The 19,372-nt window shown below is 70.0% G+C and carries 19 protein-coding genes; 4 read left to right on the forward strand and 15 right to left on the reverse strand.

Features of this window, described 5'->3' with window-relative positions; translation table 11 throughout:
* Window positions 1-12 precede the first annotated feature (12 nt).
* Entirely contained in the window at window positions 13-975 is a 963-nt protein-coding gene (egtD, locus tag FHP08_RS16340; protein ID WP_147705553.1) for an L-histidine N(alpha)-methyltransferase, read from the reverse strand.
* Between the two features lie 47 nt (window positions 976-1,022).
* On the opposite strand from egtD, the gene FHP08_RS16345 reads away from it, so the two are divergent.
* Window positions 1,023-1,691, forward strand: coding sequence for a class I SAM-dependent methyltransferase (locus tag FHP08_RS16345; RefSeq protein ID WP_147705554.1), 669 nt, complete (start codon window positions 1,023-1,025; stop codon window positions 1,689-1,691).
* Window positions 1,692-1,722: 31 nt separating this feature from the next.
* Here FHP08_RS16345 and FHP08_RS16350 read toward each other — a convergent pair whose 3' ends face one another.
* From FHP08_RS16350 to FHP08_RS16365, 4 genes are all read right to left on the reverse strand, one after another.
* Window positions 1,723-3,435 (reverse strand): AMP-binding protein, encoded by a 1,713-nt coding sequence (locus FHP08_RS16350; protein ID WP_147705555.1) that lies wholly within the window; start codon window positions 3,433-3,435, stop codon window positions 1,723-1,725.
* Between the two features lie 232 nt (window positions 3,436-3,667).
* Window positions 3,668-4,693, reverse strand: a complete 1,026-nt coding sequence (locus tag FHP08_RS16355) for an NAD-dependent epimerase/dehydratase family protein (protein WP_147705556.1) — start codon at window positions 4,691-4,693, stop codon at window positions 3,668-3,670.
* A complete protein-coding gene (locus FHP08_RS16360; protein WP_147705557.1) occupies window positions 4,690-5,745 on the reverse strand; it encodes a D-2-hydroxyacid dehydrogenase family protein in 1,056 nt (351 codons plus the stop codon). The genes FHP08_RS16355 and FHP08_RS16360 overlap by 4 nt, the downstream gene beginning before the upstream one ends.
* Entirely contained in the window at window positions 5,742-6,728 is a 987-nt protein-coding gene (locus FHP08_RS16365) for a tripartite tricarboxylate transporter substrate binding protein (RefSeq protein ID WP_147705558.1), read from the reverse strand. Before FHP08_RS16365 ends, FHP08_RS16360 begins: the two co-directional genes overlap by 4 nt.
* A 123-nt stretch (window positions 6,729-6,851) precedes the next feature.
* Here FHP08_RS16365 and FHP08_RS16370 point away from each other — a divergent pair, with 123 nt between their 5' ends.
* Entirely contained in the window at window positions 6,852-7,340 is a 489-nt protein-coding gene (locus FHP08_RS16370) for an RNA chaperone Hfq (RefSeq protein ID WP_147705559.1), read from the forward strand.
* 42 nt (window positions 7,341-7,382) lie between these two features.
* Here FHP08_RS16370 and FHP08_RS16375 read toward each other — a convergent pair whose 3' ends face one another.
* Window positions 7,383-8,288, reverse strand: a complete 906-nt coding sequence (locus FHP08_RS16375; protein ID WP_147705560.1) for a crotonase/enoyl-CoA hydratase family protein — start codon at window positions 8,286-8,288, stop codon at window positions 7,383-7,385.
* Between the two features lie 171 nt (window positions 8,289-8,459).
* On the opposite strand from FHP08_RS16375, the gene FHP08_RS16380 reads away from it, so the two are divergent.
* Window positions 8,460-10,391 (forward strand): SLC13 family permease, encoded by a 1,932-nt coding sequence (locus FHP08_RS16380; RefSeq protein WP_147705561.1) that lies wholly within the window; start codon window positions 8,460-8,462, stop codon window positions 10,389-10,391.
* A 24-nt stretch (window positions 10,392-10,415) separates the two neighbouring features.
* On the forward strand, window positions 10,416-11,408 hold the full coding sequence (locus tag FHP08_RS16385; protein ID WP_147705562.1) for an aldo/keto reductase: 993 nt from the start codon (window positions 10,416-10,418) through the stop codon (window positions 11,406-11,408).
* On the opposite strand, the gene FHP08_RS16390 is transcribed toward FHP08_RS16385, so the two are convergent.
* The 9 genes from FHP08_RS16390 to FHP08_RS16430 form a co-directional block, all read right to left on the reverse strand.
* Window positions 11,398-12,096: a glutathione S-transferase family protein gene (locus FHP08_RS16390; RefSeq protein WP_147705563.1), complete on the reverse strand. Its 699-nt coding sequence runs from the start codon at window positions 12,094-12,096 to the stop codon at window positions 11,398-11,400. The genes FHP08_RS16385 and FHP08_RS16390 overlap by 11 nt on opposite strands.
* 12 nt (window positions 12,097-12,108) lie before the next feature.
* The gene (locus FHP08_RS16395) at window positions 12,109-12,762 is read right to left on the reverse strand and encodes an SOS response-associated peptidase (protein ID WP_147705564.1); all 654 of its coding nucleotides are present in this window, start codon (window positions 12,760-12,762) and stop codon (window positions 12,109-12,111) included.
* A gap of 38 nt (window positions 12,763-12,800) precedes the next feature.
* Window positions 12,801-13,157: a monovalent cation/H(+) antiporter subunit G gene (gene mnhG / locus FHP08_RS16400; protein ID WP_147705565.1), complete on the reverse strand. Its 357-nt coding sequence runs from the start codon at window positions 13,155-13,157 to the stop codon at window positions 12,801-12,803.
* Window positions 13,154-13,438, reverse strand: coding sequence for a K+/H+ antiporter subunit F (locus FHP08_RS16405; protein ID WP_147705566.1), 285 nt, complete (start codon window positions 13,436-13,438; stop codon window positions 13,154-13,156). The genes mnhG and FHP08_RS16405 overlap by 4 nt, the downstream gene beginning before the upstream one ends.
* Window positions 13,435-13,959, reverse strand: a complete 525-nt coding sequence (locus FHP08_RS16410) for a Na+/H+ antiporter subunit E (protein WP_147705567.1) — start codon at window positions 13,957-13,959, stop codon at window positions 13,435-13,437. The genes FHP08_RS16405 and FHP08_RS16410 overlap by 4 nt, the downstream gene beginning before the upstream one ends.
* Entirely contained in the window at window positions 13,956-15,581 is a 1,626-nt protein-coding gene (locus FHP08_RS16415; protein ID WP_147705568.1) for a monovalent cation/H+ antiporter subunit D, read from the reverse strand. Before FHP08_RS16415 ends, FHP08_RS16410 begins: the two co-directional genes overlap by 4 nt.
* Window positions 15,578-15,919: a Na+/H+ antiporter subunit C gene (locus FHP08_RS16420; RefSeq protein WP_147705569.1), complete on the reverse strand. Its 342-nt coding sequence runs from the start codon at window positions 15,917-15,919 to the stop codon at window positions 15,578-15,580. Before FHP08_RS16420 ends, FHP08_RS16415 begins: the two co-directional genes overlap by 4 nt.
* The gene (locus FHP08_RS16425; protein ID WP_147705570.1) at window positions 15,919-18,825 is read right to left on the reverse strand and encodes a monovalent cation/H+ antiporter subunit A; all 2,907 of its coding nucleotides are present in this window, start codon (window positions 18,823-18,825) and stop codon (window positions 15,919-15,921) included. The genes FHP08_RS16420 and FHP08_RS16425 overlap by 1 nt, the downstream gene beginning before the upstream one ends.
* Before the next feature lie 127 nt (window positions 18,826-18,952).
* Window positions 18,953-19,279, reverse strand: coding sequence for a DMT family transporter (locus FHP08_RS16430; protein ID WP_147705571.1), 327 nt, complete (start codon window positions 19,277-19,279; stop codon window positions 18,953-18,955).
* Between the last annotated feature and the right edge of the window lie 93 nt (window positions 19,280-19,372).

Below are 19,372 nucleotides of genomic sequence, written 5' to 3' on the forward strand. Positions count from 1 at the left end.
CTCGGCCGTCCCTCAGGCCGCCGTCGCCGGCCGGGCCAGGACGACCGCGAACCACTGCCTCGGGTCGGTCCAGGCCTGCTGCATCGCAAAGCCGGCGCTCGCGAGCAGCGACGCGAAGTCATCGAGCCGGTACTTGCAGGAGTTTTCGGTGTGAATGCGCTCGCCGGCGACAAATCTGCGTTCGAAACCTGCGGGAGGCTCGCCGGTGGCGGCTCCCGCGGTCACGGTGACCGCGCGCCGGGCCTCGAGGTGCATCTCGATCCGGCTGTTCGGTTCGTCGTAGAACGCCACATGCCGCCAGTCGGACGGGTCGAAGTCGGTGCCGGCGATCCGGTTCGCGTTGCGCAGCACGTTCAGGTTGAAGGCCGCGGTGACGCCGAGCGGATCGTCGTAGGCGGCCTCGAGCGTGCGCCGGTCCTTCACCAGGTCGATCCCGATCAGCAGCCCGCCGTCATCGCCGAGATGCCCGCGCAGCCTGGCCAGCAGCCCGCGCGCCTGGTCCTTCGCGAAGTTGCCGATCGAGGAGCCTGGATAGAAGAAGAGGCGCGAGGTGCGTCGCACGGAGCCGGGCAGCACGAGCTCGCGAGAGAAGTCGGCGCCGACCGCCTGCATGTCGAGATCGGGAAAGCGCTGGCGCAGGCAGTCGAGCGACTGACGCAGGAAGGCCGCGGAGATGTCCACCGCGACGTACTGGGCGGGCCGGAGCGCCTCGAACAGTCGCGAGGCCTTCTCGCAATCGCCGGCGCCGAGGTCGATCAGCGTGCAGCCGGGCCGGCCCCAGGCCGACGCGATGCGCGACAGTTCGCTCGCCATGATCGCGGCCTCGGTGCGAGTGGGGTAGTACTCGTCGAGTTCGGTGATTGCGCAGAACAGTCGCGAGCCGAGCGCATCGTAGAAATACTTGGGCGAGATGCGGGCGCGCGGTTCGAGCAGGCCCGCCAGGATCTCCCGGCGATCGAGCGGCTCCAAGGACATCGACACTGTTTCTCCTGTACGTTTGCGTTCTAACCTACCATGAGCGGATGCCGCCCAAGCGTCCGAACGAGTCGAATCCGGCGCTCCCGATCGCCGGGCGTCCCGATCCGGCGCTCGCCATTGCCCGCTATCGGGAGCACGCGGCCGGCTACGACGCCTCGGCACGGCGCAGCATGCCCGCGCGCCTTCGCACGATCGGGCGATTGGCCTTGCAGGCGGGCGACGTCGTCCTCGACGCGGGCTGCGGAACCGGCCTGAGCTTCGCACCCATCCTCGAACGAATCGGCCCCGGCGGCCGGCTGGTCGGCGTGGAGGTGTCGCCCGAGATGATCGCGCTCGCTGGCGAGCGCTGCGGGCGCGGGGGCTGGCGCAACGTGCGCCTGCTGCAGTCGACGGTCGAAGAGGCGCCGTTCGGCGAGAACTTCGACGCGGTGCTGTTCCACTGCGCCCACGATGTGCTGCGCTCTGGACCAGCGCTCGAGCGGATCTTCGCCGCCACACGCTCCGGGGCGCGGGTGGCCGCGGCCGGCATGAAGCTCGGGCCGTGGTGGTCGGCGCCGCTGAACCCGCTGGTGCGGCGCCGCGCGCGACCGTACATGACCACCTTCGAGGGGCTCGAGCGGCCGTGGAGCCTGCTCGAGGGCTACCTGAGCAGCTTCGAGTGGGTGTCGCGCAACCTCGGCAGCGGCTGGATCGGCTGGGGCCGCCGCGCCTGAGGCAAGGCCGCGCCGTCCGATTCTCCCGCGCTCAGCGGAGGTCCTCTTCCAGGAATTCCGCGCCGCTGCGCCGCCCCGATGCCGGCCGGCCGGTTTCCTGTCCGCGCAATTCCACCCGGCGGATCTTTCCAGAGATCGTCTTGGGCAGCTCGCTGAACTCGATCCGGCGGATCAACTTGTAGCCGGCCAGCCGCTCGCGCAGGAAGCGGAAGATGCTCGCCGCGGTGGCCTCGTCGGCCGCGTGTCCCGGCGCGGTGATCACGAAGGCCTTGGGCACGTAGCCGCGAACCGGATCCGGCGACGGCACCACCGCGGCCTCGGCCACCGCCGGGTGCTCGATCAGCACGCTCTCGAGCTCGAAGGGGCTGATTCGGTAGCCCGAGGCCTTGAACACGTCGTCGGCACGGCCCACGTAGGTGATGTAACCGTCGGTGTCGCGCTGGCCGACGTCGCCGGTGTGGTAGTAGCCGTCGCGCATCACTTCGGCGGTCTTGTCGGCATCGTCGGCGTAGCCGTTCATCAGCGCGACCGGGCGGTGCGACAGGTCGATGCAGATCTCGCCCTCGTCGCCCGGCTTGCCGTCGGGGTCGAGCAGTGCGATCCGGTAGCCGGGAAGCGGCCGGCCCATCGAACCCGGTTTCAGCTTCGCGCCCGGCGGATTGCCGATCTGTGCGGTGGTCTCGGTCTGGCCGTAGCCGTCGCGGATCGTGATGCCCCACGCGGCGCGAACCTGCTCGATCACCTCGGGATTCAGCGGCTCGCCGGCCGAGATCAGCTCGCGCAACGGCACCGGCCAGCGCTTCAGGTCTTCCTGGATCAGCATCCGCCAGACGGTGGGCGGCGCGCACAGCGTGTTCACGCGGTGCTTCACCAGCGTCTCGAGCACCGCGGGTCCGTTGAAGCGGCTGTAGTTGTAGATGAAGACGCAGGCCTGCGCATTGAACGGGGCGAAGAAGCAGCTCCAGGCGTGCTTGGCCCAGCCCGGCGAACTGATCGTCCAGTGCACGTCGCCGCGCTTCAGGCCCAGCCAGTACATCGTCGACAGGTGACCCACCGGATAGCTCTGCTGCGTGTGCTGGACCAGCTTGGGCTTGGCGGTCGTCCCCGAGGTGAAGTACTCGAGAAGCGGGTCGCCGGCGTTCACCGGCTCGGGCGGAAAAAAGCGTTTCGGCGCGCCCATCGAGCGGCGGTAGGCGATCCACATTGCTCCGGCGGGCGAAGCGCCGTCGGCGTCGGCATCGACCCGGACGAGATTGAGCCCGGCGAGGGCTGCGGCGCCCAGCTCGTCGAGCTTGGCCGCACCGCCGGCGTTGGTGACCACGTGCCGCACCTTGCCGCGCCGCAGCCGGTCGGCCAGGTCCTCGCCCGACAGCAGCGTGGTGGCCGGGATCACCACCGCGCCGAGCTTGATCGCGGCGAGCATCGTCTCCCAGAGGGGGACTTCGTTGCCGAGCATCAGCAGCATCCGGTCGCCCTTGCGCGCGCCGAGCGAGACCAGGAAGTTCGCGACCTGGTTCGAGCGCTCGGACAACTGCGCGTAGGAGAGCCGGGCCTCCGTCCCCGATTCCTCGACGATGTGCAGCGCCGGCGCGTCGTTGCCCTGTGCGATGGCGTCGAAGTAGTCGCGAGCCCAGTTGAAGGTCTCGAGCCGCGGCCACGCGAACGCCCCGAAGGCTTCCTCGTGGTTCTCCCGGTGCTCGATCAGCAGGTCGCGGGCGGCCAGGAATCGGTCGAGTTCGGTCATGACGGTCGGGGCTCCGAGGGACGTGAACGGGCGTGCGCGTGAAATCAGCAGTACGCTATCAGAACTGCGCGGCGTCGGCCCGACCATCGCCGCTCGAACTGCGTTCGACCAAGGTTCCGGAGGTCCGCCGGCATGGGGATTTCCAGCCCGGAGCGCGCATCGTCGAATGCGCGCGTCCTGGCCGGCATGCGCAGGACGAGGCGGGCCGGCGCCGGCCCCGCGCGATAGCGTGTCAGGCCAGCGCGCGCGGATTGTCCCGCAGATAGGCGGCCACGATCTCGTCGGCGGACGCGTCGGCGCGAATGCCCGCCCGGCTCGCCCGCGCCGACTCGAAGCGCTTCGGCCACTGGTCGACCGCAAGCTGGAAGCGCGGCTCGGGTTGCCAGCGCATTGCACCGACTCGCGCGCCGGCGCCTTCGGCCACACGCTCGCTCGCGTCGGCCAGTTCGGCGAGCGTGAGGCTCAGCGAGGGCAGGTTCATGGCGCGGGTGTGGCCGAAGGCCTCGGCCGGCAGGTCGTGAACCGCGATCAGGGCGTCCACCACCCGCTCGGCCGATGCGGCCGCGATCCGGGTGTCGGGGGCGAGCGGGCAGACGACGTCGCGCCCGAGCAGCCGGTCGCCGACGATGGCTGCGATCGCACCGGACACGGTGGGCACGACGGAGCCGGGCGGCGGCGCTTGCGCACCCGCATGGCGGGTCATCACGATCGGCAGGCGCAGGCAGCGGCCATCGACGAATCCGTGGCGGGCGTAGTCGTCGATCAGCAGCTCGCCGATCGCCTTCTGCGTGCCGTAAGAAGTCTGGGGCGTCAGCGGCACGCCGTCGCCCACCACCTCGGGAAGGGGCCCGCCGAATGCCGCCAGCGAACTGGTGAAGACCAGGCGCGGGGCCTTGCCGCGCAGCCGCAGCGCCTCGAGCAGGGCGAGCAACCCGTGCAGATTCACCGCCAGGCCGCGGGCGAAGTCGGTCTCGGACTCCACCGTCAACGTGGCCGCGAGCGGAAACACGCTGTCGACGTCGTCGTCGAGCAGCGCGGCCGGGGCGGCGGGGTCGGCGACGTCGGTCTCCATGCTGCGCAGCCGGATGCCCGACCCCGCGGGCAGCGCCAGCGCCTCGGGCGCGCGCCGATCGGCCAGCACCAGCTCGGTGATCGGCGCGGTCCGGCCCGACGGTCCGACCAGGCTGCCGCGGGCGACCAGCGCCCGCGCCAGTCGCGTGCCCAGGAAGCCGCCGGCGCCGGTGATCAGCACCCTCATGCGGCGTTTCCTGGTGCGGCCGGATCCCGCACGGCGAGCTGCTCGGCGTTCACCAGCCGGATCGGTTCTCCGTCCAGCCAGGCCAGCAAGGCGTCGGCCATGCCCTGCCGGAAGGCGGCGAATACCTTGTCGTTCACGTAGCCCAGGTGCGGCGTGAGGACGAGGTTGGGCAAGGACAGGACCGGTGAGCCGGCCGGCAGCGGCTCGACGCCGAAGACGTCGAGCGCAGCCAGTCCGGGGCGGCCGCGCGCGAGCGCATCGAGCAGCGCCGCCTCGTCGATCAGTGCCGCGCGCGAGGTGTTCACCAGCACCGCGTCGCTGCGCATCCGTGCCAGGTCGCCGGCGCCGACGATGCAGCGCGTGCGATCCGACAGCACCAGGTGCAGCGACACGACTGCCGAGGTTTCGAAGAGCGCTTCTTTCGACACCCGGCGCGCTCCGCCCGCCTGGGCACGCGCGTCGTCGAGGTTGGGGCTCCAGGCCACCACCTCCATGCCGAAGGCCCGGCCCACCGCCGCGACCCGGGCGCCGATCTGGCCCAGGCCCACCAGGCCCAGCCGCTCGCCTTCGAGATTGGCCGGCAGCGGGTAGGGCATCCCGTGGGCATCGCCCCGCCAATGTCCGCGCCGGATGCCGGCGTCGGCCATGGTGACGCGCTTGGTCGCCGCCAAGATCAGGGCCCAGGTCAGCTCGGCGGTGGACGACTTGCTCGGCCCGAAGGGGGTGAACGAGACCGGGATGCCCCGCCTGGCGGCTGCCAGGTGGTCGACTGCCAGGTTTCGCTCTCCGGTGAACACCACGAACTTCAGTCGCGGCAGATCGTCCACGACCGCTGCGGGGAAGGGCGTGCGCTCGCGGACCAGGCAGACCGCGTCGAAATCGGCCAGCGCCTCGATGACTTGCTGCCGCGAGCCGAAGGGCCGGTCGAAGACGACCACCTCGGCGCGCGAGCGGATGGTGTCCCAGTCGGCGCCGAAGGCGAGCGATCGCTCGTAATCGTCGCAGACCGCGATGCGGGGCGGGCTCGACGCGTGCGTCCGGCCTTCCGTCATTTCCCGGCCTGGATGTCGTTGTCCTTCACGACCTTGGCCCAGCGGTCGATCTCGTTGTTCAGGAACTTCTCGAAGTCCGCCGGCGAACTGGCCACGATGTCCATGCCCTGGCTCGACAGCTTCTCCTTGACCTCGGCCTTGGCGAGCACCTTGCTCACCTCGGCGTGCATCCGGTCGACGATGGGCTTGGGCGTGCCGGCCGGCGCGAGCAGGCCCCACCAGGCCAGGGCCTCGAAGCCGGGGACGCCCTGCTCGGCCATCGGCAGCGTGCCGGGCAGGCTGGGCGCCGCCTTGGCCGAGGTCACCGCCAGCGGCTTGACCCGACCGGCCTGGACGTGCGGAGTGACCAGGAACACGGTGCCGATCGCCATCGGCACCTGGTTGCCGACTGCGTCGGTCATCAGCGGACCGCCGCCCCGATAGGGGATGTGGTTGAACGAGGTGCCGACCATGTTGCCGACCTGGGCCATGGCCAGGTGGCCGAGGCTGCCGCTGCCGATCGAGCCGAAGGCGAGCTCGCCGGGCTTCTTCTTCGCTTCCGCGAGCACGTCCGCGAAGTTCTTCCACGGCTGCGAAGTGTGCGCCACCAGCGCCATCGGCGAGGTGCCGATCAGCATCACCGGGGCGAGATCCTTCTTGGTGTCGAAAGGCATGTTCGGGATCACGCTGGGGTTCACGCCGTGCGTGTCGAAGACCACCAGCCAGGTGTAGCCGTCCGGCGCCGCGCTCGCCACGGCGGCCGCGCCGATCGAGCCGGACGCACCGGACTTGTTCTCCACCACCACGCTCTGCTTGAGCGGCTCGGCCAGATGCTGGGCCAGCAGGCGCGAGACCTGGTCGACCGAGCCGCCGGGCGGAAAGGGCGCGACGATGCGCACCGCCTTCGCCGGCCAGGCGTCGGCCGCGAGGGCGGCCGGGGCAGGCGCGAGCAGCGCCGCGGTGGAAGCGATTGCGGCAGCGGCCGCGACGACGCGTGTCTTCATGGTCTCCTCGTTCTGGTCTTGTAGCGGGAACGGAACGCGAAACTAGCATGCCTGGGGTCGACACGGTCGATTCCGGCCTTGTCGCGTCACCGATGTCCCCGATGCGCTTTAGAATGTCGGAATATGCCCCAGACCGCCGATCGCGAGCCGGGCGCCACCGTCCGCGCGGACGGGCGCACCGAGAACGCGCAATTCATGTTCCTGAACCGGCTTCGCCGCGAGCGCAGCCGGGTGGAGATCTACCTCGTCTCGGGCACCCGCCTGCAGGGGCGGATCCAGTCCTTCGACGGGCGCATGCTGCTCCTCGCCACCGAGACCGGTGTCGTGGCCCTTTACCACCAGGCGACCGCGACCGTACAGCGCTCGCTGGCGCGCCCCAAGCGCGGGATGCCGCGAAGCCAGGAAGACCGGCCACGCAAGGTGATGCTGCGGCCCAGGTCCGATGCCGGGTACGCCGCCGAGCCTCGCCACGAGGAAGACGCGCCCGCGCGGCCGCCATTCGGCCTGCGCCAGGCAGCCGACTACGGCGCTTCGGGCGGCCAGCCCGCCACGCCCCCGGTGGTCATCAAGAAGCGCCGCTCGCGGCTGCTGGTCAAGCCCGACGAGGAGTGACCGGCGGTCGCGCGTGCAGGCGGCCGCTCGCGCGAGCAGCGATCATTCGTAGTCGCGCGGCGTCCACCACGGGAAGAACGCCGGCATGTCCGTCGAGACCCGGTTGCGGAACCCGGCCGGGCGCTTCTCCAGGAAGGCGGTCACGCCTTCCTTTGCATCCTCGGCCCGGCCGCGCGCCCAGATCGCGCGGCTGTCCACCTTGTGCGCCTCCATCGGGTGGTCGGCGCCGGTCATTCGCCAGATCATCTGCCGGGTGAGCGCCACCGAGACCGGAGCGGCGTTGTCGGCGATCTCGCGGGCCAGCGCGCGTGCCGCGGGCAGCAGCGCGTCGGGTGCGTGCACCGCGGAAACCAGTCCGCCGGCAAGCGCCTCCTGCGCCGGGAACACGCGGCCGGTGTAGGTCCATTCGAGCGCCTTGCTGACGCCCACGATCCGCGGCAGGAACCACGAGGAGCAGGCTTCAGGCGTGATGCCGCGCCGCGCGAACACGAAGCCGAAGCGCGCGTTCTCCGAAGCGAGCCGGATGTCCATGGGCAGTTGCATCGTCACGCCCACGCCGACCGCCGGGCCGTTCACCGCGGCGATGACGGGTTTCAGGCACTCGAAGATGCGCAGCGACACCCGCCCGCCACCGTCGCGGACGGACTCGTGGCCGAGGTCCGGTTGGCCATCGGGCAGCAGCGGCACGCCCTGCTTGTCGGGCCGGTCGCCGCGCGCCTCGTAGTCGAAGGTCTTGCCGCCGGCCGACAGGTCGGCGCCGGCGCAGAATGCGCGCCCGGCGCCGGTCACGATGACGGCACGCACCGCGTCGTCGGCATCGGCCCGGTCGAAGGCGTCGATCAGTTCGTTCATCATCGCGGCGGTGAACGCGTTCAGCTTCTCCGGCCGGTTCAGCGTGATCGTGAGGATGCCGTCTTCGACATCGTAGAGGATCGTTTCGTAGCTCACCGCGGACTCCTTGACTCGGCAGGGATCGGATGCCGGATGGTAAGGCCAGGCCGGCGGCGAGATCGGCGGGGCCTGCGCGTCCGGCGTTCCGTTCTATGATGGGCCGGGCACCGGGCGGATCGGCCGGGGATCCGGACCGGCCGCCGCCGGCGCCCATCGCGGAGCCTGCTCTTGACCTTCGAACAACTGACGATCCTCGCGATCCTCGCCGCCACCGTGGCCATGTTCCTGTGGGGACGCTGGCGGCACGACATGGTGGCCATGGGCGCCCTGCTGGCCTGTGTCCTGACCGGACTCGTTCCGCTGGACGCCGCGTTCGCCGGCTTCGGTCATCCGGCGGTGATCACGGTCGCCTGCGTGCTGATCCTGAGTCACGGCCTGCACGACTCCGGGGCCGTGGACGCGCTCACCCGGGCGGTCATCCCCACCCGGTCCGGGCCCACGCTCACGGTTGCCGCGCTGACCGGGCTCGCGGCCTTGTTGTCCGGGTTCATGAACAACGTGGGTGCGCTGGCCCTGCTGATGCCGGTGGCGATGCAGGTGGCATCGCGCCAGTCCCTGCCGCCCGGCAAGGTGCTGATGCCGCTGGCCTTCGGATCCATCCTGGGGGGCATGACCACCCTGGTCGGCACGCCGCCCAACCTGATCGTGTCGGGCTTCCGCGAGCAGGCCGGCCTGAGCGGCTTCGGCATGTTCGACTTCACTCCGGTAGGCCTGGCGGTCGCGGCCGGCGGCGTGGCCTTCGTCGCCCTGATCGGCTGGCGCTTCGTGCCGACCCGCGAGCGGGCGGGCGTCGAGACCTTCGAGACGGCTGCCTACCTGACCGAGGCCCGGATTCCCGAGGACAGCAAGGCCGACGGCATGACCCTGCTCGCGCTGGAGCTCGAGCTCGAGCAGGCGGGCGCGCAGATCGTGGGCCTGGTGCGAAACGAGGTCAGGGTGACTGCGCCGAGCGCGAGCCGGCGGGTCCGGGCGGGTGACATCCTGGTGATCGAGGCCGAAGCCGAGGCGCTCGCGGAGGCCTTGTCCGGCCTGGGCTTGAAGCTGGAGGCGTCGAAGCGGCCGCCGAGCGACGGGGAGGAAGCCGGACCGGCGGATGGCAAGGCGGACGCGGCCGAGCCGGATTCGCGCAAGGGGGCGTCCGCGGGCAAGGCGCGAAACGACCTGACCGCGAGCGCCGCGCAGGCGACCGCCGGGGCACACCCGGAGGAACCCGAGGACAAGAAGCGCGACAAGGGCCGGACCGACGAGATCGCCCTGATCGAGCTGGCGGTGTTGCCTGGCGCGGCGATCACAGGCCGCTCGGCCAGCGACATCGAGTTGCGCACCCGCCACGGGATCAATCTGCTCGCCCTGTCCCGGCAGGGCAGGCGGTCGACCGCGAGGTTGCGCACGATGCCCATCCTCGCCGGCGACGTGCTGCTGATGCAGGGGCCGCCGGAAACGCTGCTGCAGTTCGCGTCGTGGGCGGGTTGCGTGCCGCTCGCCGAGCGCGCGCTGCGCATCCCGAGCCGGCGCAGGGCGATCACGGCCAGCGCGATCATGGCCCTGTCGATCGCGGTGGCGGCGTTCGGCCTGCTGTCCGCGGCCGTGTCGTTCGCGGCAGGCGTGCTCGCCTCGATGGTGTTCAGGACGGTGCCGCCGCGCCAGGTCTACGAGGCAGTCGACTGGACGGTCATCGTGCTCCTGGCGGCATTGATTCCTGTGGCAGGCGCGATGGAAGCGACCGGGGCGGCCGACCTGATCGCGCGCTTCCTGCTCGACGCGGTCGCGCGAGGCGATCCCGTCATCGCGCTGGTGCTCGTTCTCGTGGTGACCATGACGCTGTCCGACCTGATGAACAACGCAGCCACCGCAGCGGTGATGTGCCCGATCGCCCTGGGCGCGGCCGCTCAGCTGGGCGCGCATCCGGACAGTTTCCTGATGGCGGTGGCGATCGGCGCCTCGTGCTCCTTCCTGACGCCGATCGGCCACCAGAACAACACCTTGATCCTCGGGCCGGGCGGTTTCCGTTTCGGCGATTACTGGCGACTTGGCTTGCCGCTCGAGATCCTGGTGGTGGCCATCAGCGTCCCCATGCTGCGCCTGGTCTGGCCCTTCTGAACCTTCGAAAGCGAGAACGCATCGATGAGCACCGAAAAGCGACCGATCGGCCGCACTGGCCGCGAGATCTTTCCGATCGGCCTGGGCTGCATGGGCATGTCCGAGTTCTACGGCCCGACCGACGAGGCCGAGTCGCTGCGCACGCTGGAGGCGGCCCTCGAGGCCGGCGTGGAAACCTTCGACACTGCGGACATCTACGGCTTCGGCGAGAACGAACGTCTGCTGGGGCGCTTCCTGAGGGGCCGGCGCCAGCGCGTCCACGTCGCCAGCAAGTTCGGGATCGTGCGCAAGCCCGGCGCCTACGAGCGGCGCATCGACAATTCGCCGGCGTACATCCGCTCGGCCTGCGAGGCCTCGCTCGAACGGCTGGGCACCGACCGGATCGACCTCTACTACATGCACCGGATCGCCGAGGACACGCCGATCGAGGCGTCCATCGGAACGCTGGCCAGGCTGGTGGACGAGGGCAAGATCGGCGCGATCGGCCTCTGTGAAGTCTCGACGGCCACGCTGCGGCGCGCCCACGCGGTGCATCCGATCGCAGCGGTGCAGAGCGAGTATTCGCTGTGGACCCGCGATCCCGAGGGGGGCATGCTCCAGGCCTGTCGCGAGCTGGGCGTGTCCTTCTTCGCCTACAGCCCGCTGGGTCGCGGCTTCCTCACTGGCCGAGTCGCCGACCCGGGGCAGTTGGCCGAGGGCGATTTCCGAAAGTCCAACCCGCGCTTCCAGGGCGAGAACCTGGCGCGCAACCAGGCCATTGCCGACGCGGTGCGGCGATTCGCGGTCGAGAAGGCCTGCACGCCGGCGCAGCTGGCGATCGCCTGGCTGCTCGCGCAGGGGCCGGAGGTCATCCCGATCCCGGGCACCAAGCGGGTGGCCTGGCTGAAGGAGAACCTGGGCGCGGTCGACGTGTCCTTGAACGCCGACGACCTGGCGCGGATCTCGGCTGCCCTGCCGCCCGGCATCGCGGCGGGCGAGCGCTACACCGCGGAAGGCATGAAGGGCGTCAACGCGTGATCAGATCCTGGCCCGGCCCGCCCGTGTCGGGCGCCGGCACAGGCGAGATCCCCTGCGCCACGGCGGCCTCGCGTTCGACCTCGAGCGCGCGCAGGAAGGCCGGGCGCGCACGCAGCCTTGCCCAGTAGGCGGCGACCGCCGGCTCGAAGCGCGGCACGAAGCCCAGGTGCTCGGCCACCAGCAGCGCATAACCCACCGAAACGTCGGCGGCGGTGAAGCGCCCGGCGCAGAGGAACTCGCGCCCGGCCAGCACCGGCTGGAGCGTGCGCAGCCGCGCGAGGAACCACTTCGTGTAGTCCTCCACGACCTGCGGCTGGCGACGTTCCTTCGGCTCGAAGCGCCCGTAGCGCAGCACCAGCGTCTGCGGAAAGGTGAGCGTGGCCTCGCCGAAGTGCAGCCAGTTCAGCCAGGGTCCGAAGTCGGGCTCGGCCACGTCCACCGCGAGCACGCCTGGCGAGTAACGCGCCGCCAGGTAGTGGCAGATCGCTGACGACTCGGTCATTCGCGTGGCCCCGTCGAAGAAGGCGGGCACGGTGCCGGCCGGGTTCACCTCCAGGAACTGGCGAGCCAGCGCGCGGGGCGGGAAGGGCAGCATCTTCAGCTCGTAAGGCAGGCCGAGCTCCTCGAGCATCCAGAGGGGCCGGAAGGAACGGGCGCTCACGCAGTGGTGAAGGGTGACGGGCTTCATCGGGAGTCCTGGTCAGTCTGTGGCCGGGCGGGCGTCGAATGCCTCGATCGGCGTCAGCTTCAGCAGCGCCGCCGCATCGTCGAGGCCGCCGGCGAGCCAGCGGTCGACGTCGGCGAACTCGATCGCGATGACCGAGCGCTTGTCCTGCTCGTGCGGCCCGAGCCTGGGATCGGGCTTGTGCATCCGGCTCATCAGCGGGTGCGCGTCGGCGTTGATCGTCAGCATCGTGTAGCTCTCGACCAGCTCGCCGGTCTTTCGGTCCAGCCAGGTGTTCCAGAGCCCGGCCAGGCCCCAGGGCGCGCCGTCGGCCCGCCGAAAGCGCCACCAGACGTTGCGGCCGCTCTCCCAGCAGGGCTCGTCGAAGGATTCCGCGGGGATGACGCAGCGCTGCCCGCGCGCCCAGGGCAGCCGATAGCTCGCCTTGCCGGCGACCTCCTCCGACCGCGCGTTGTTGGTCTGGTAGCGCAGCGTGGCGCTGTCCGCGAAATGCGGGATCAGCCCCCACTGTCCCACGACCAGCTCGCGCCGGCCGTCGCGCCAGCGAACGAAGGGACCTTGCGCGCGTGGGAACACCGAGCGCGGCCACGGGGGCGGCGGGGACTGGGCGCCGATGTGCCAGAGACGCTCGATCTCGGCCTGCTCGGGCGTCAGGTAGCGGTTGCACATCGTCGATGCCGTGCTGGCGGGCGATCCGAACGCGCCGCTCAGCTTCGGCTCTCCACGTCATCCGTCTGGTCGGCGTGCTCGCCACGCAATTCCCTGTACACGGCGGCACGCATGATCATCATGGCCACTACCGGGGCCGTCATCAGCACGAACGCGCTGATCAGCGCCTCGTGGATGACCGGCCGCGACTGCGTGACCGTGAAGTAGACCATCGATGCGGCGAGGATGCATCCGGCGCCCAGCGTGATCGAGATCGCAGGTCCGTGGATGCGCTGGTAGAAGTGCTCCAGCCGGGCCAGCCCGAGTGCGCCGATCAGGGCGATCAGGCCGCCGAGCACCAGCAGGAACGCCACTGGGACTGCCGCCCACCAGGGCAGCGCTTCGACGCCGCTCATTCGATCACCTCCCCGCGCATGAGGAACTTGGCCAGCGCAATCGTGGACGCGAATCCGAGAAGGGCGATGACGAGCGCCGCCTCGAAGTAGATCTGGCTGCCGTAGCGGACGCCCAGCACCAGCGCGAAGAGCATCGTGCACATCCAGAGCGTGTCGAGCGCCAGCACCCGATCCTGTGCCGAGGGGCCGATCAGCAGCCGCAGCGCACAGAGCATCATCGCCAGCACCACGCAGGCGAGCGCGAAGAGCGTCGCGCCCGAAAGCAGCGTCGCGGTCGTCATGTCGGTCCTCCACGGGGTGTCGCTCCCGGCGCCTCGAAGATCTCGATGATCGGGCGCTCGTAGCGGGTCTTGATCGTGCGCGCCCACCACTGCTCGTCGTGCAGGTCGAAGACGTGCAGGAGCAGCTCGTTGGTGTCCGGAATGATCTCCACCCAGACGGTGCCTGGCGTGGAGTTGATCAGGCAGGACAGCAGGGCGAGCCCGTGCGGGCTGCGAAGATCGAGCGGCACGCGGATGAACTGCGAGTTCACGTCCGCCGACCGGCGCAGCAGGATGATCTGGCTGACGTTGAAGCAGGATCGCACGATCTCGATTGCCGAGAACCACATCAGGCGGAACAGCACGAGCGGGCGATGGATTCTCGCGTGGCCATGGGGCTGGAGCGGGCGAGCCAGCAGGGGCGCGACGATCCCGAGCACCGCACCGAGCAGCCAGTGCCCCGGCGCGACGCTCTGGTTGAGCAGCAGCCACGTCAGCAACAGGCTCGCCGACATGAGCGGCGAAGGCAGCCAGCGTCTCATCGAGGACCTCCCGGGATCGGTGCGCGCTGCACGGGCGGTTCGCCGAGCACGCGCGCGCTGTAGTCGCCACTGCGCAGCAGCCCGTCGGTCGTGCGCTCAAGGAAGTCGAACAACGCTCCCGCCTGGACGGTCAGCAGCACGCACAACAGCACCAGCGTGCCCACCGGAACGGCCTCGGAGAGTCTCAGGCGGGGCGGCGTCACCACCCCGGCGGCCCAGAAGGTGCGCACCCCGAGGCGCATCAGCGAGATGATCGCCGCCAGGCCGCCCAAGATCATCAGTCCGATCAGCAGCCAGGTCGTTCCCGGCACGCCGTCGTGCGCCGCCGCGAGCATGGTGTGGAAGATGCCGAACTTGGCGACGAAGCCGGACAGCGGGGGCATCCCCGCGATCACCAGTGCGCAGGCGGTGAAGCTCAGCCCGAGGAACGCGAGCGTGCCCGGGATGTCCACGCCGACCGGGTCCTCCGGCTTGTCCTCGATCGCGAAGGCCTCCATGGTGATCGCCACCAGCGACGCACCCGGCGGACGAATCCGCTCGGTGAGCTCGAGCAGCAGCATGAACGCGGCCATCGCCAGCGTGGAGCCGAGGAGGTAATACAGGCCCGACGCGAGCACCGCGCCGCCGGAGTGCCCGATGACCGCCAGCAGCGTGCCCGAGGAGATGATTGCCGCGTAGCCCGCCATGCGTCCGCCATCCTGGCTGGCCAGCATGCCGATCGCGCCGAACAGCAGGGTCGCCATCCCGCCGAAGGTGAGCGCCGCCAGGCCGAAACCGTCCAGCGCGCCCGCGCCGTCCCCGAACACCGTCGACCAGACCCGCAGCACTGCGTAGACGCCGACCTTGGTCATCAGCACGAGCATCGCCCCGACCGGCGCGGAAGCCGAGGCGTAGGTCGTGGGCAACCAGAAGCCGAGCGGCCACATCGCGCCCTTGGTCAGGAAGGCCAGCGCGAGCACCGCGGCGCCGACCCGAAGCAGCCAGGCGTCCTGGGCGCCGAGCCCGTCGACCCGCGCGGCGAGATCGGCGACGTTGAGCGTGCCTGTGGCAGCGTAGATCAGCGACACGCCGATCAGGAACAGCAGCGAGGCCGCGAGGTTGACGGCGATGTACTGCATGCCGGCCCGGATGCGGCGCACGTTGTAGCCGTGCAGCACCAGGCCGTAGGAGGCGGCCAGCATGACCTCGAAGAAGACGAACAGGTTGAACAGGTCGTTGGTCAGGAAGGCGCCGTTGAGCCCCATCAGCAGGAACTGGAACAGGGAGTGGAAGCTCACGCCGACGCGGTCCCAGCGCCGCGCCGAGAACACCAGCACGGCCAGCGCGATGGTCGAGGTCAGCGCCAGCATCAGCGCCGCGAGCCGGTCGACCATCAGCGCGATGCCGAAGGGCGCCGCCCAGTTCGCGGCGAAGTAGACGCCGATTCCGCCCGGCCAGGATTCCCGGTCCGTCGCCAGGAGAAGCGCCAGCGCCACCGCCAGCTGGAGCACGGTGCTGGCCACGCCGAGCGTGCTCTTCAGGGCGTGGTGCCTCTGGTTGACCGGGATCAGCAGCGCGCCGACCACCAGCGGAAGCAGGACAGGCACCACGATCAGGTGCTGCATCCAGGGCAGGGAGCTCATTCGCGGGGCTCCTCGCCGTCGACATGATCGCTGCCGCTGAGGCCGCGCGCGCCGATCATGATGACCAGGTAGAGCGCGGTGGTGGCGAAGCCGATCACGATCGCGGTCAGGACCAGGCCCTGGGGAAGCGGGTCGGCGAACAACGCCGGATCGACGTCCGGCGTGAGCGTGATCGGCGGCTTGTCCACCCACAGGCGGCCCATCGCGAAGATGAACAGGTTCACCGCATAGGACATCAGCATCAGGCCGGCGAGGAGCTGAAAGGTCCGCGGACGCAGGATCAGCCAGATGCCCGATCCGAACACCACGCCGACGGCGATCGACAGCACCAGCTCCATCAGGCAGTCCTCCCCGCGCCGTCGAGATCGCCGGCAGCGTCGTCGTCGCCGGGCTGGCGGTGCGCCCGCAGCGACTGGTGGGCGAGCGCCACCAGCATCAGTATCGTGGTCCCGACCACCACCGCGAATACGCCCAGGTCGAACACGAAGGCGCTCGGCAGGTGCAGCTCGCCGACGATCGGCCAGTTCACGTGCGCGGTGTGCGTGGTCAGGAAGGGGTGGCCGAACAGCCACGCGCCCAGCCCGGTCGCGCAGGCGAGCAGCAGGCCGAAACCCAGCCATCGGTGCGGTCGCAGGTTCAGGTGCTTCTCGACCCACACCGTGCCGGCCAGCATGTACTGCACCAGGATCGCCACCGCGAAGACGAGGCCCGCCACGAAACCGCCGCCGGGCAGGTTGTGGCCGCGCAAGAACAGGTACACGGCGAACACGCCCATGAAGGGGAGCAGCAGGCGAAGGTAGATGCCCGGCACCAGCAGGTAGCCGCTGTTGGCCTGTTCGGCCGGGGTCTGGCTGCTTGCCGGGTCGTGCAGGAATCGCTGCTGGGGCGGGATGCCCGCGCTCTCGGGCGCGGGGCGGAAGCGGCGCAGCAGCGCGTAGACGGTGAGCGCGACGACGGCGAGCACGGTGATCTCGCCGAGGGTGTCGAAGCTGCGGAAGTCCACCAGCAGCACGTTCACCACGTTGCTGCCGCCGCCGCCCGTGAGCGCGTTCAGCAGGAAGAAGTCGGCGATCGTGTCAGTGGGCGGACGCGACAGCACCGCATAGGTGATCGCAGCCAGGGCGAGGCCGCCGCCGACCGCGATCGAGAGGTCGCGCGCCCGTCGCAGCCAGACCCGGTGCAGTGGCTGTGGCGGCGTGGCGATCGACTCGAGCCGCGGCGGAAGCCAGCGCAGGCCGAGCAGGATCAGGACCGTGGTGACGGTTTCCACCATCAACTGGGTCAGGGCCAGGTCGGGCGCGGACAGCCACAGGAAGGTGGCCGCGGTGACGATGCCGGTCCCGCCGATCAAGGTGAGCGCGGCCAGGCGATGATACTTGGCCATCCAGGCCCCGACGATCGCGCAGGCTCCGCCGATCGTCCAGATCCCCGCGAAGAGCAGATCGAAGTCCCGGAGCGGAATGGTCGTCCAGGCAGGGAGCGCCCCGGCCAGCAGCGGCGGGACGGTCAGCAGCGCGATCATCATCAGCAGCAACTGGGTCTGCAGCCGCCGGGTGCCGACGCGCCGCAGCAGCCACTCAGCCCCGCGCATGATCTGGAGCATCGTCGATTCGTAGGCCTGGGCGGCGTTGAAGCGATGGATCAGCGGCACGTGCTCGCGCTGCTGCGGGTCCAAGCGGCTGCGCAGCACGACGTACAGAACCACCCCTCCTGCCAGGGCAACCAGGCTCATCAGCAGCGGCAGATTGAAGCCGTGCCACACCGCGAGGTCGTATGCCGGAGTCGCGTCGCCGAGGGTCGCGGTGACCGCGAGCTTCAGCACCGGGCCGATGCTCAGCCCGGGGGCGATGCCCACCACCAGGCAACCGAGCACCAACAGCTCCACTGGAAAGCGCATCCAGCGCGGTGGCTCGTGCGGGACGCGAGGGAGGTCGCGCGCCGGAGGCCCGAAGAAGACCGAGATGAAGCGCAGCGAGTAGGCCACGCTGAACATGCCCATCGCCACCGCGGCGTAGGACATCGACCAGTCTCGGTCGCCGCCCACGTGGATCGTCTCGGCGAAGAACATCTCCTTGGACAGGAATCCGTTCAGCAGCGGCACGCCGGCCATCGCGGCGCTGGCCACGATCGCCAGGGCGGCGGTGATCGGCAGTTGGTGGCGAAGACCGCGCAGCACGCGCAGGTCGCGAGTGCCGGTCTCGTGGTCGATGATGCCGGCCGCCATGAACAGCGAGGCCTTGAAGGTCGCGTGGTTCAGGATGTGGAAGATGGCAGCGACGATCGCGAGCGGCGTGCCGATGCCGATCAGCACGGTGATCAGGCCGAGATGGCTGATCGTGGAGTACGCCAGCAGGCCCTTCAGGTCGTGCTGGAAGATCGCGATGAAGGCGCCGATCAGCAACGTGCACACGCCGGCGCCGCCGACGATCCAGGTCCACTCGGGGGTGCCGGCCAGCGCGGGCCACAGCCTGACCAGCAGGAAGACTCCGGCCTTTACCATCGTCGCTGAATGAAGATACGCGGACACCGGCGTCGGGGCGGCCATCGCGTGGGGCAGCCAGAAATGGAAGGGAAACTGGGCGCTCTTGGTCAGCGCGCCCAGCGCGACCAGGCCGAGCGCGGGGAGGTACAGATCGTGTCCGCGGATCCGGTCGCCGGCCGCCAGCACCTCATCGAGGTCGTAACTGCCGACGACGTGGCCGATGACCAGAACCCCGGCGAGCAGACAAAGCCCTCCGGTGGCAGTGACGGTGAACGCCATGCGCGCACCGCGCCGGGCGTCGGCGCGATGATGCCAGTAGCCGATCAGCAGGAATGAGGTGAGGCTGGTGAGCTCCCAGAACACCACCAGCTGGACGAGGTTGCCGGACAGCACCACGCCCAGCATCGAGCCCATGAAGGCCAGCAGGAAGGAGAAGAAACGCGGGACCGGATCCTCGGGCGACATGTAGTAACGCGCATACAGCACCACCAGCAGGCCGATGGCGAGCACCAGGAGCGCGAACACCCAGGCCAGGCCGTCGACCCGCAGGACGAATGAGAGTCCCTGCGCCGGCAGCCAGGCGAACTCCTCGCGCAGGACCTCGCCGCGCGAGACCTCTGGAAGCAGCGCCAGCGCGATCGCCAGGCCGCACACCGCCACCGCGATCGCCAGCCAGGATTCGCGGTTGCGGGCATCCTGCGGCAACAGGGCCGCGACGATGCTTCCGATGAACGGCAAGAGGACGAGCGAGGCGAGCAGCATCGATGTTGCAGCGGTTGGCGATCGGGCCTGCGAGCACGGGCGGAAGGCGTCGGCGGGGATGGGACGGCGAGGCATTGCCTGCTCGCGCCGGGCCGACCGACATGCGCATGATAACGACAGCGCGGCCCTAATCGCCGGCGGCGAACTTCATGAGGAGGATGCCCGCCACGATCAGGCTCGCGGCCAGCACGCGAAGCGGCGTCCGCGGCTCGCCGAGCGCCACGATGCCGACGACGAAGGCGCCGATCGCGCCGATTCCCGTCCACACCGCATACGCGGTGCCGAGCGGCATCATGCGCATCGCCATGGCCATGGCCAGCAAGGCGAAGCTCGCGATCATGACGACCAGGGTGACGACGGAAGGAATCGGCCTCGTGAATCCGGCCGACTGCTTCATCGAGTACGCCCAGACGACTTCGAGGATTCCGGCGACGAGCAACGAGATCCAGGCCATGGCGGCTCTTCTCACGAGAGAGCCGGGCCGTCCCGGGGCATGTTCCCGAAGTGGGGGAGGTCGTCCGCCTGGGCGCCGGTCGGTGACTTGCCG

This window comes from Zeimonas arvi (genome assembly GCF_008039575.1).
In the GTDB taxonomy this organism is placed as follows: Bacteria; Pseudomonadota; Gammaproteobacteria; order Burkholderiales; family Burkholderiaceae_E; genus Zeimonas; species Zeimonas arvi.

What these genes read in the sequence shown, in the direction of transcription:
- egtD (WP_147705553.1), bottom strand. Translation starts at nt 975, where the DNA reads ATGTCCTTGGAGCCGCTCGATCGCCGGGAGATCCTGGCGGGCCTGCTC.
- FHP08_RS16345 (WP_147705554.1), top strand. Translation starts at nt 1,023, where the DNA reads ATGCCGCCCAAGCGTCCGAACGAGTCGAATCCGGCGCTCCCGATCGCC.
- FHP08_RS16350 (WP_147705555.1), bottom strand. Translation starts at nt 3,435, where the DNA reads ATGACCGAACTCGACCGATTCCTGGCCGCCCGCGACCTGCTGATCGAG.
- FHP08_RS16355 (WP_147705556.1), bottom strand. Translation starts at nt 4,693, where the DNA reads ATGAGGGTGCTGATCACCGGCGCCGGCGGCTTCCTGGGCACGCGACTG.
- FHP08_RS16360 (WP_147705557.1), bottom strand. Translation starts at nt 5,745, where the DNA reads ATGACGGAAGGCCGGACGCACGCGTCGAGCCCGCCCCGCATCGCGGTC.
- FHP08_RS16365 (WP_147705558.1), bottom strand. Translation starts at nt 6,728, where the DNA reads ATGAAGACACGCGTCGTCGCGGCCGCTGCCGCAATCGCTTCCACCGCG.
- FHP08_RS16370 (WP_147705559.1), top strand. Translation starts at nt 6,852, where the DNA reads ATGCCCCAGACCGCCGATCGCGAGCCGGGCGCCACCGTCCGCGCGGAC.
- FHP08_RS16385 (WP_147705562.1), top strand. Translation starts at nt 10,416, where the DNA reads ATGAGCACCGAAAAGCGACCGATCGGCCGCACTGGCCGCGAGATCTTT.
- FHP08_RS16390 (WP_147705563.1), bottom strand. Translation starts at nt 12,096, where the DNA reads ATGAAGCCCGTCACCCTTCACCACTGCGTGAGCGCCCGTTCCTTCCGG.
- FHP08_RS16395 (WP_147705564.1), bottom strand. Translation starts at nt 12,762, where the DNA reads ATGTGCAACCGCTACCTGACGCCCGAGCAGGCCGAGATCGAGCGTCTC.
- mnhG (WP_147705565.1), bottom strand. Translation starts at nt 13,157, where the DNA reads ATGAGCGGCGTCGAAGCGCTGCCCTGGTGGGCGGCAGTCCCAGTGGCG.
- FHP08_RS16405 (WP_147705566.1), bottom strand. Translation starts at nt 13,438, where the DNA reads ATGACGACCGCGACGCTGCTTTCGGGCGCGACGCTCTTCGCGCTCGCC.
- FHP08_RS16410 (WP_147705567.1), bottom strand. Translation starts at nt 13,959, where the DNA reads ATGAGACGCTGGCTGCCTTCGCCGCTCATGTCGGCGAGCCTGTTGCTG.
- FHP08_RS16415 (WP_147705568.1), bottom strand. Translation starts at nt 15,581, where the DNA reads ATGAGCTCCCTGCCCTGGATGCAGCACCTGATCGTGGTGCCTGTCCTG.
- FHP08_RS16420 (WP_147705569.1), bottom strand. Translation starts at nt 15,919, where the DNA reads ATGGAGCTGGTGCTGTCGATCGCCGTCGGCGTGGTGTTCGGATCGGGC.
- FHP08_RS16425 (WP_147705570.1), bottom strand. Translation starts at nt 18,825, where the DNA reads ATGCTGCTCGCCTCGCTCGTCCTCTTGCCGTTCATCGGAAGCATCGTC.
- FHP08_RS16430 (WP_147705571.1), bottom strand. Translation starts at nt 19,279, where the DNA reads ATGGCCTGGATCTCGTTGCTCGTCGCCGGAATCCTCGAAGTCGTCTGG.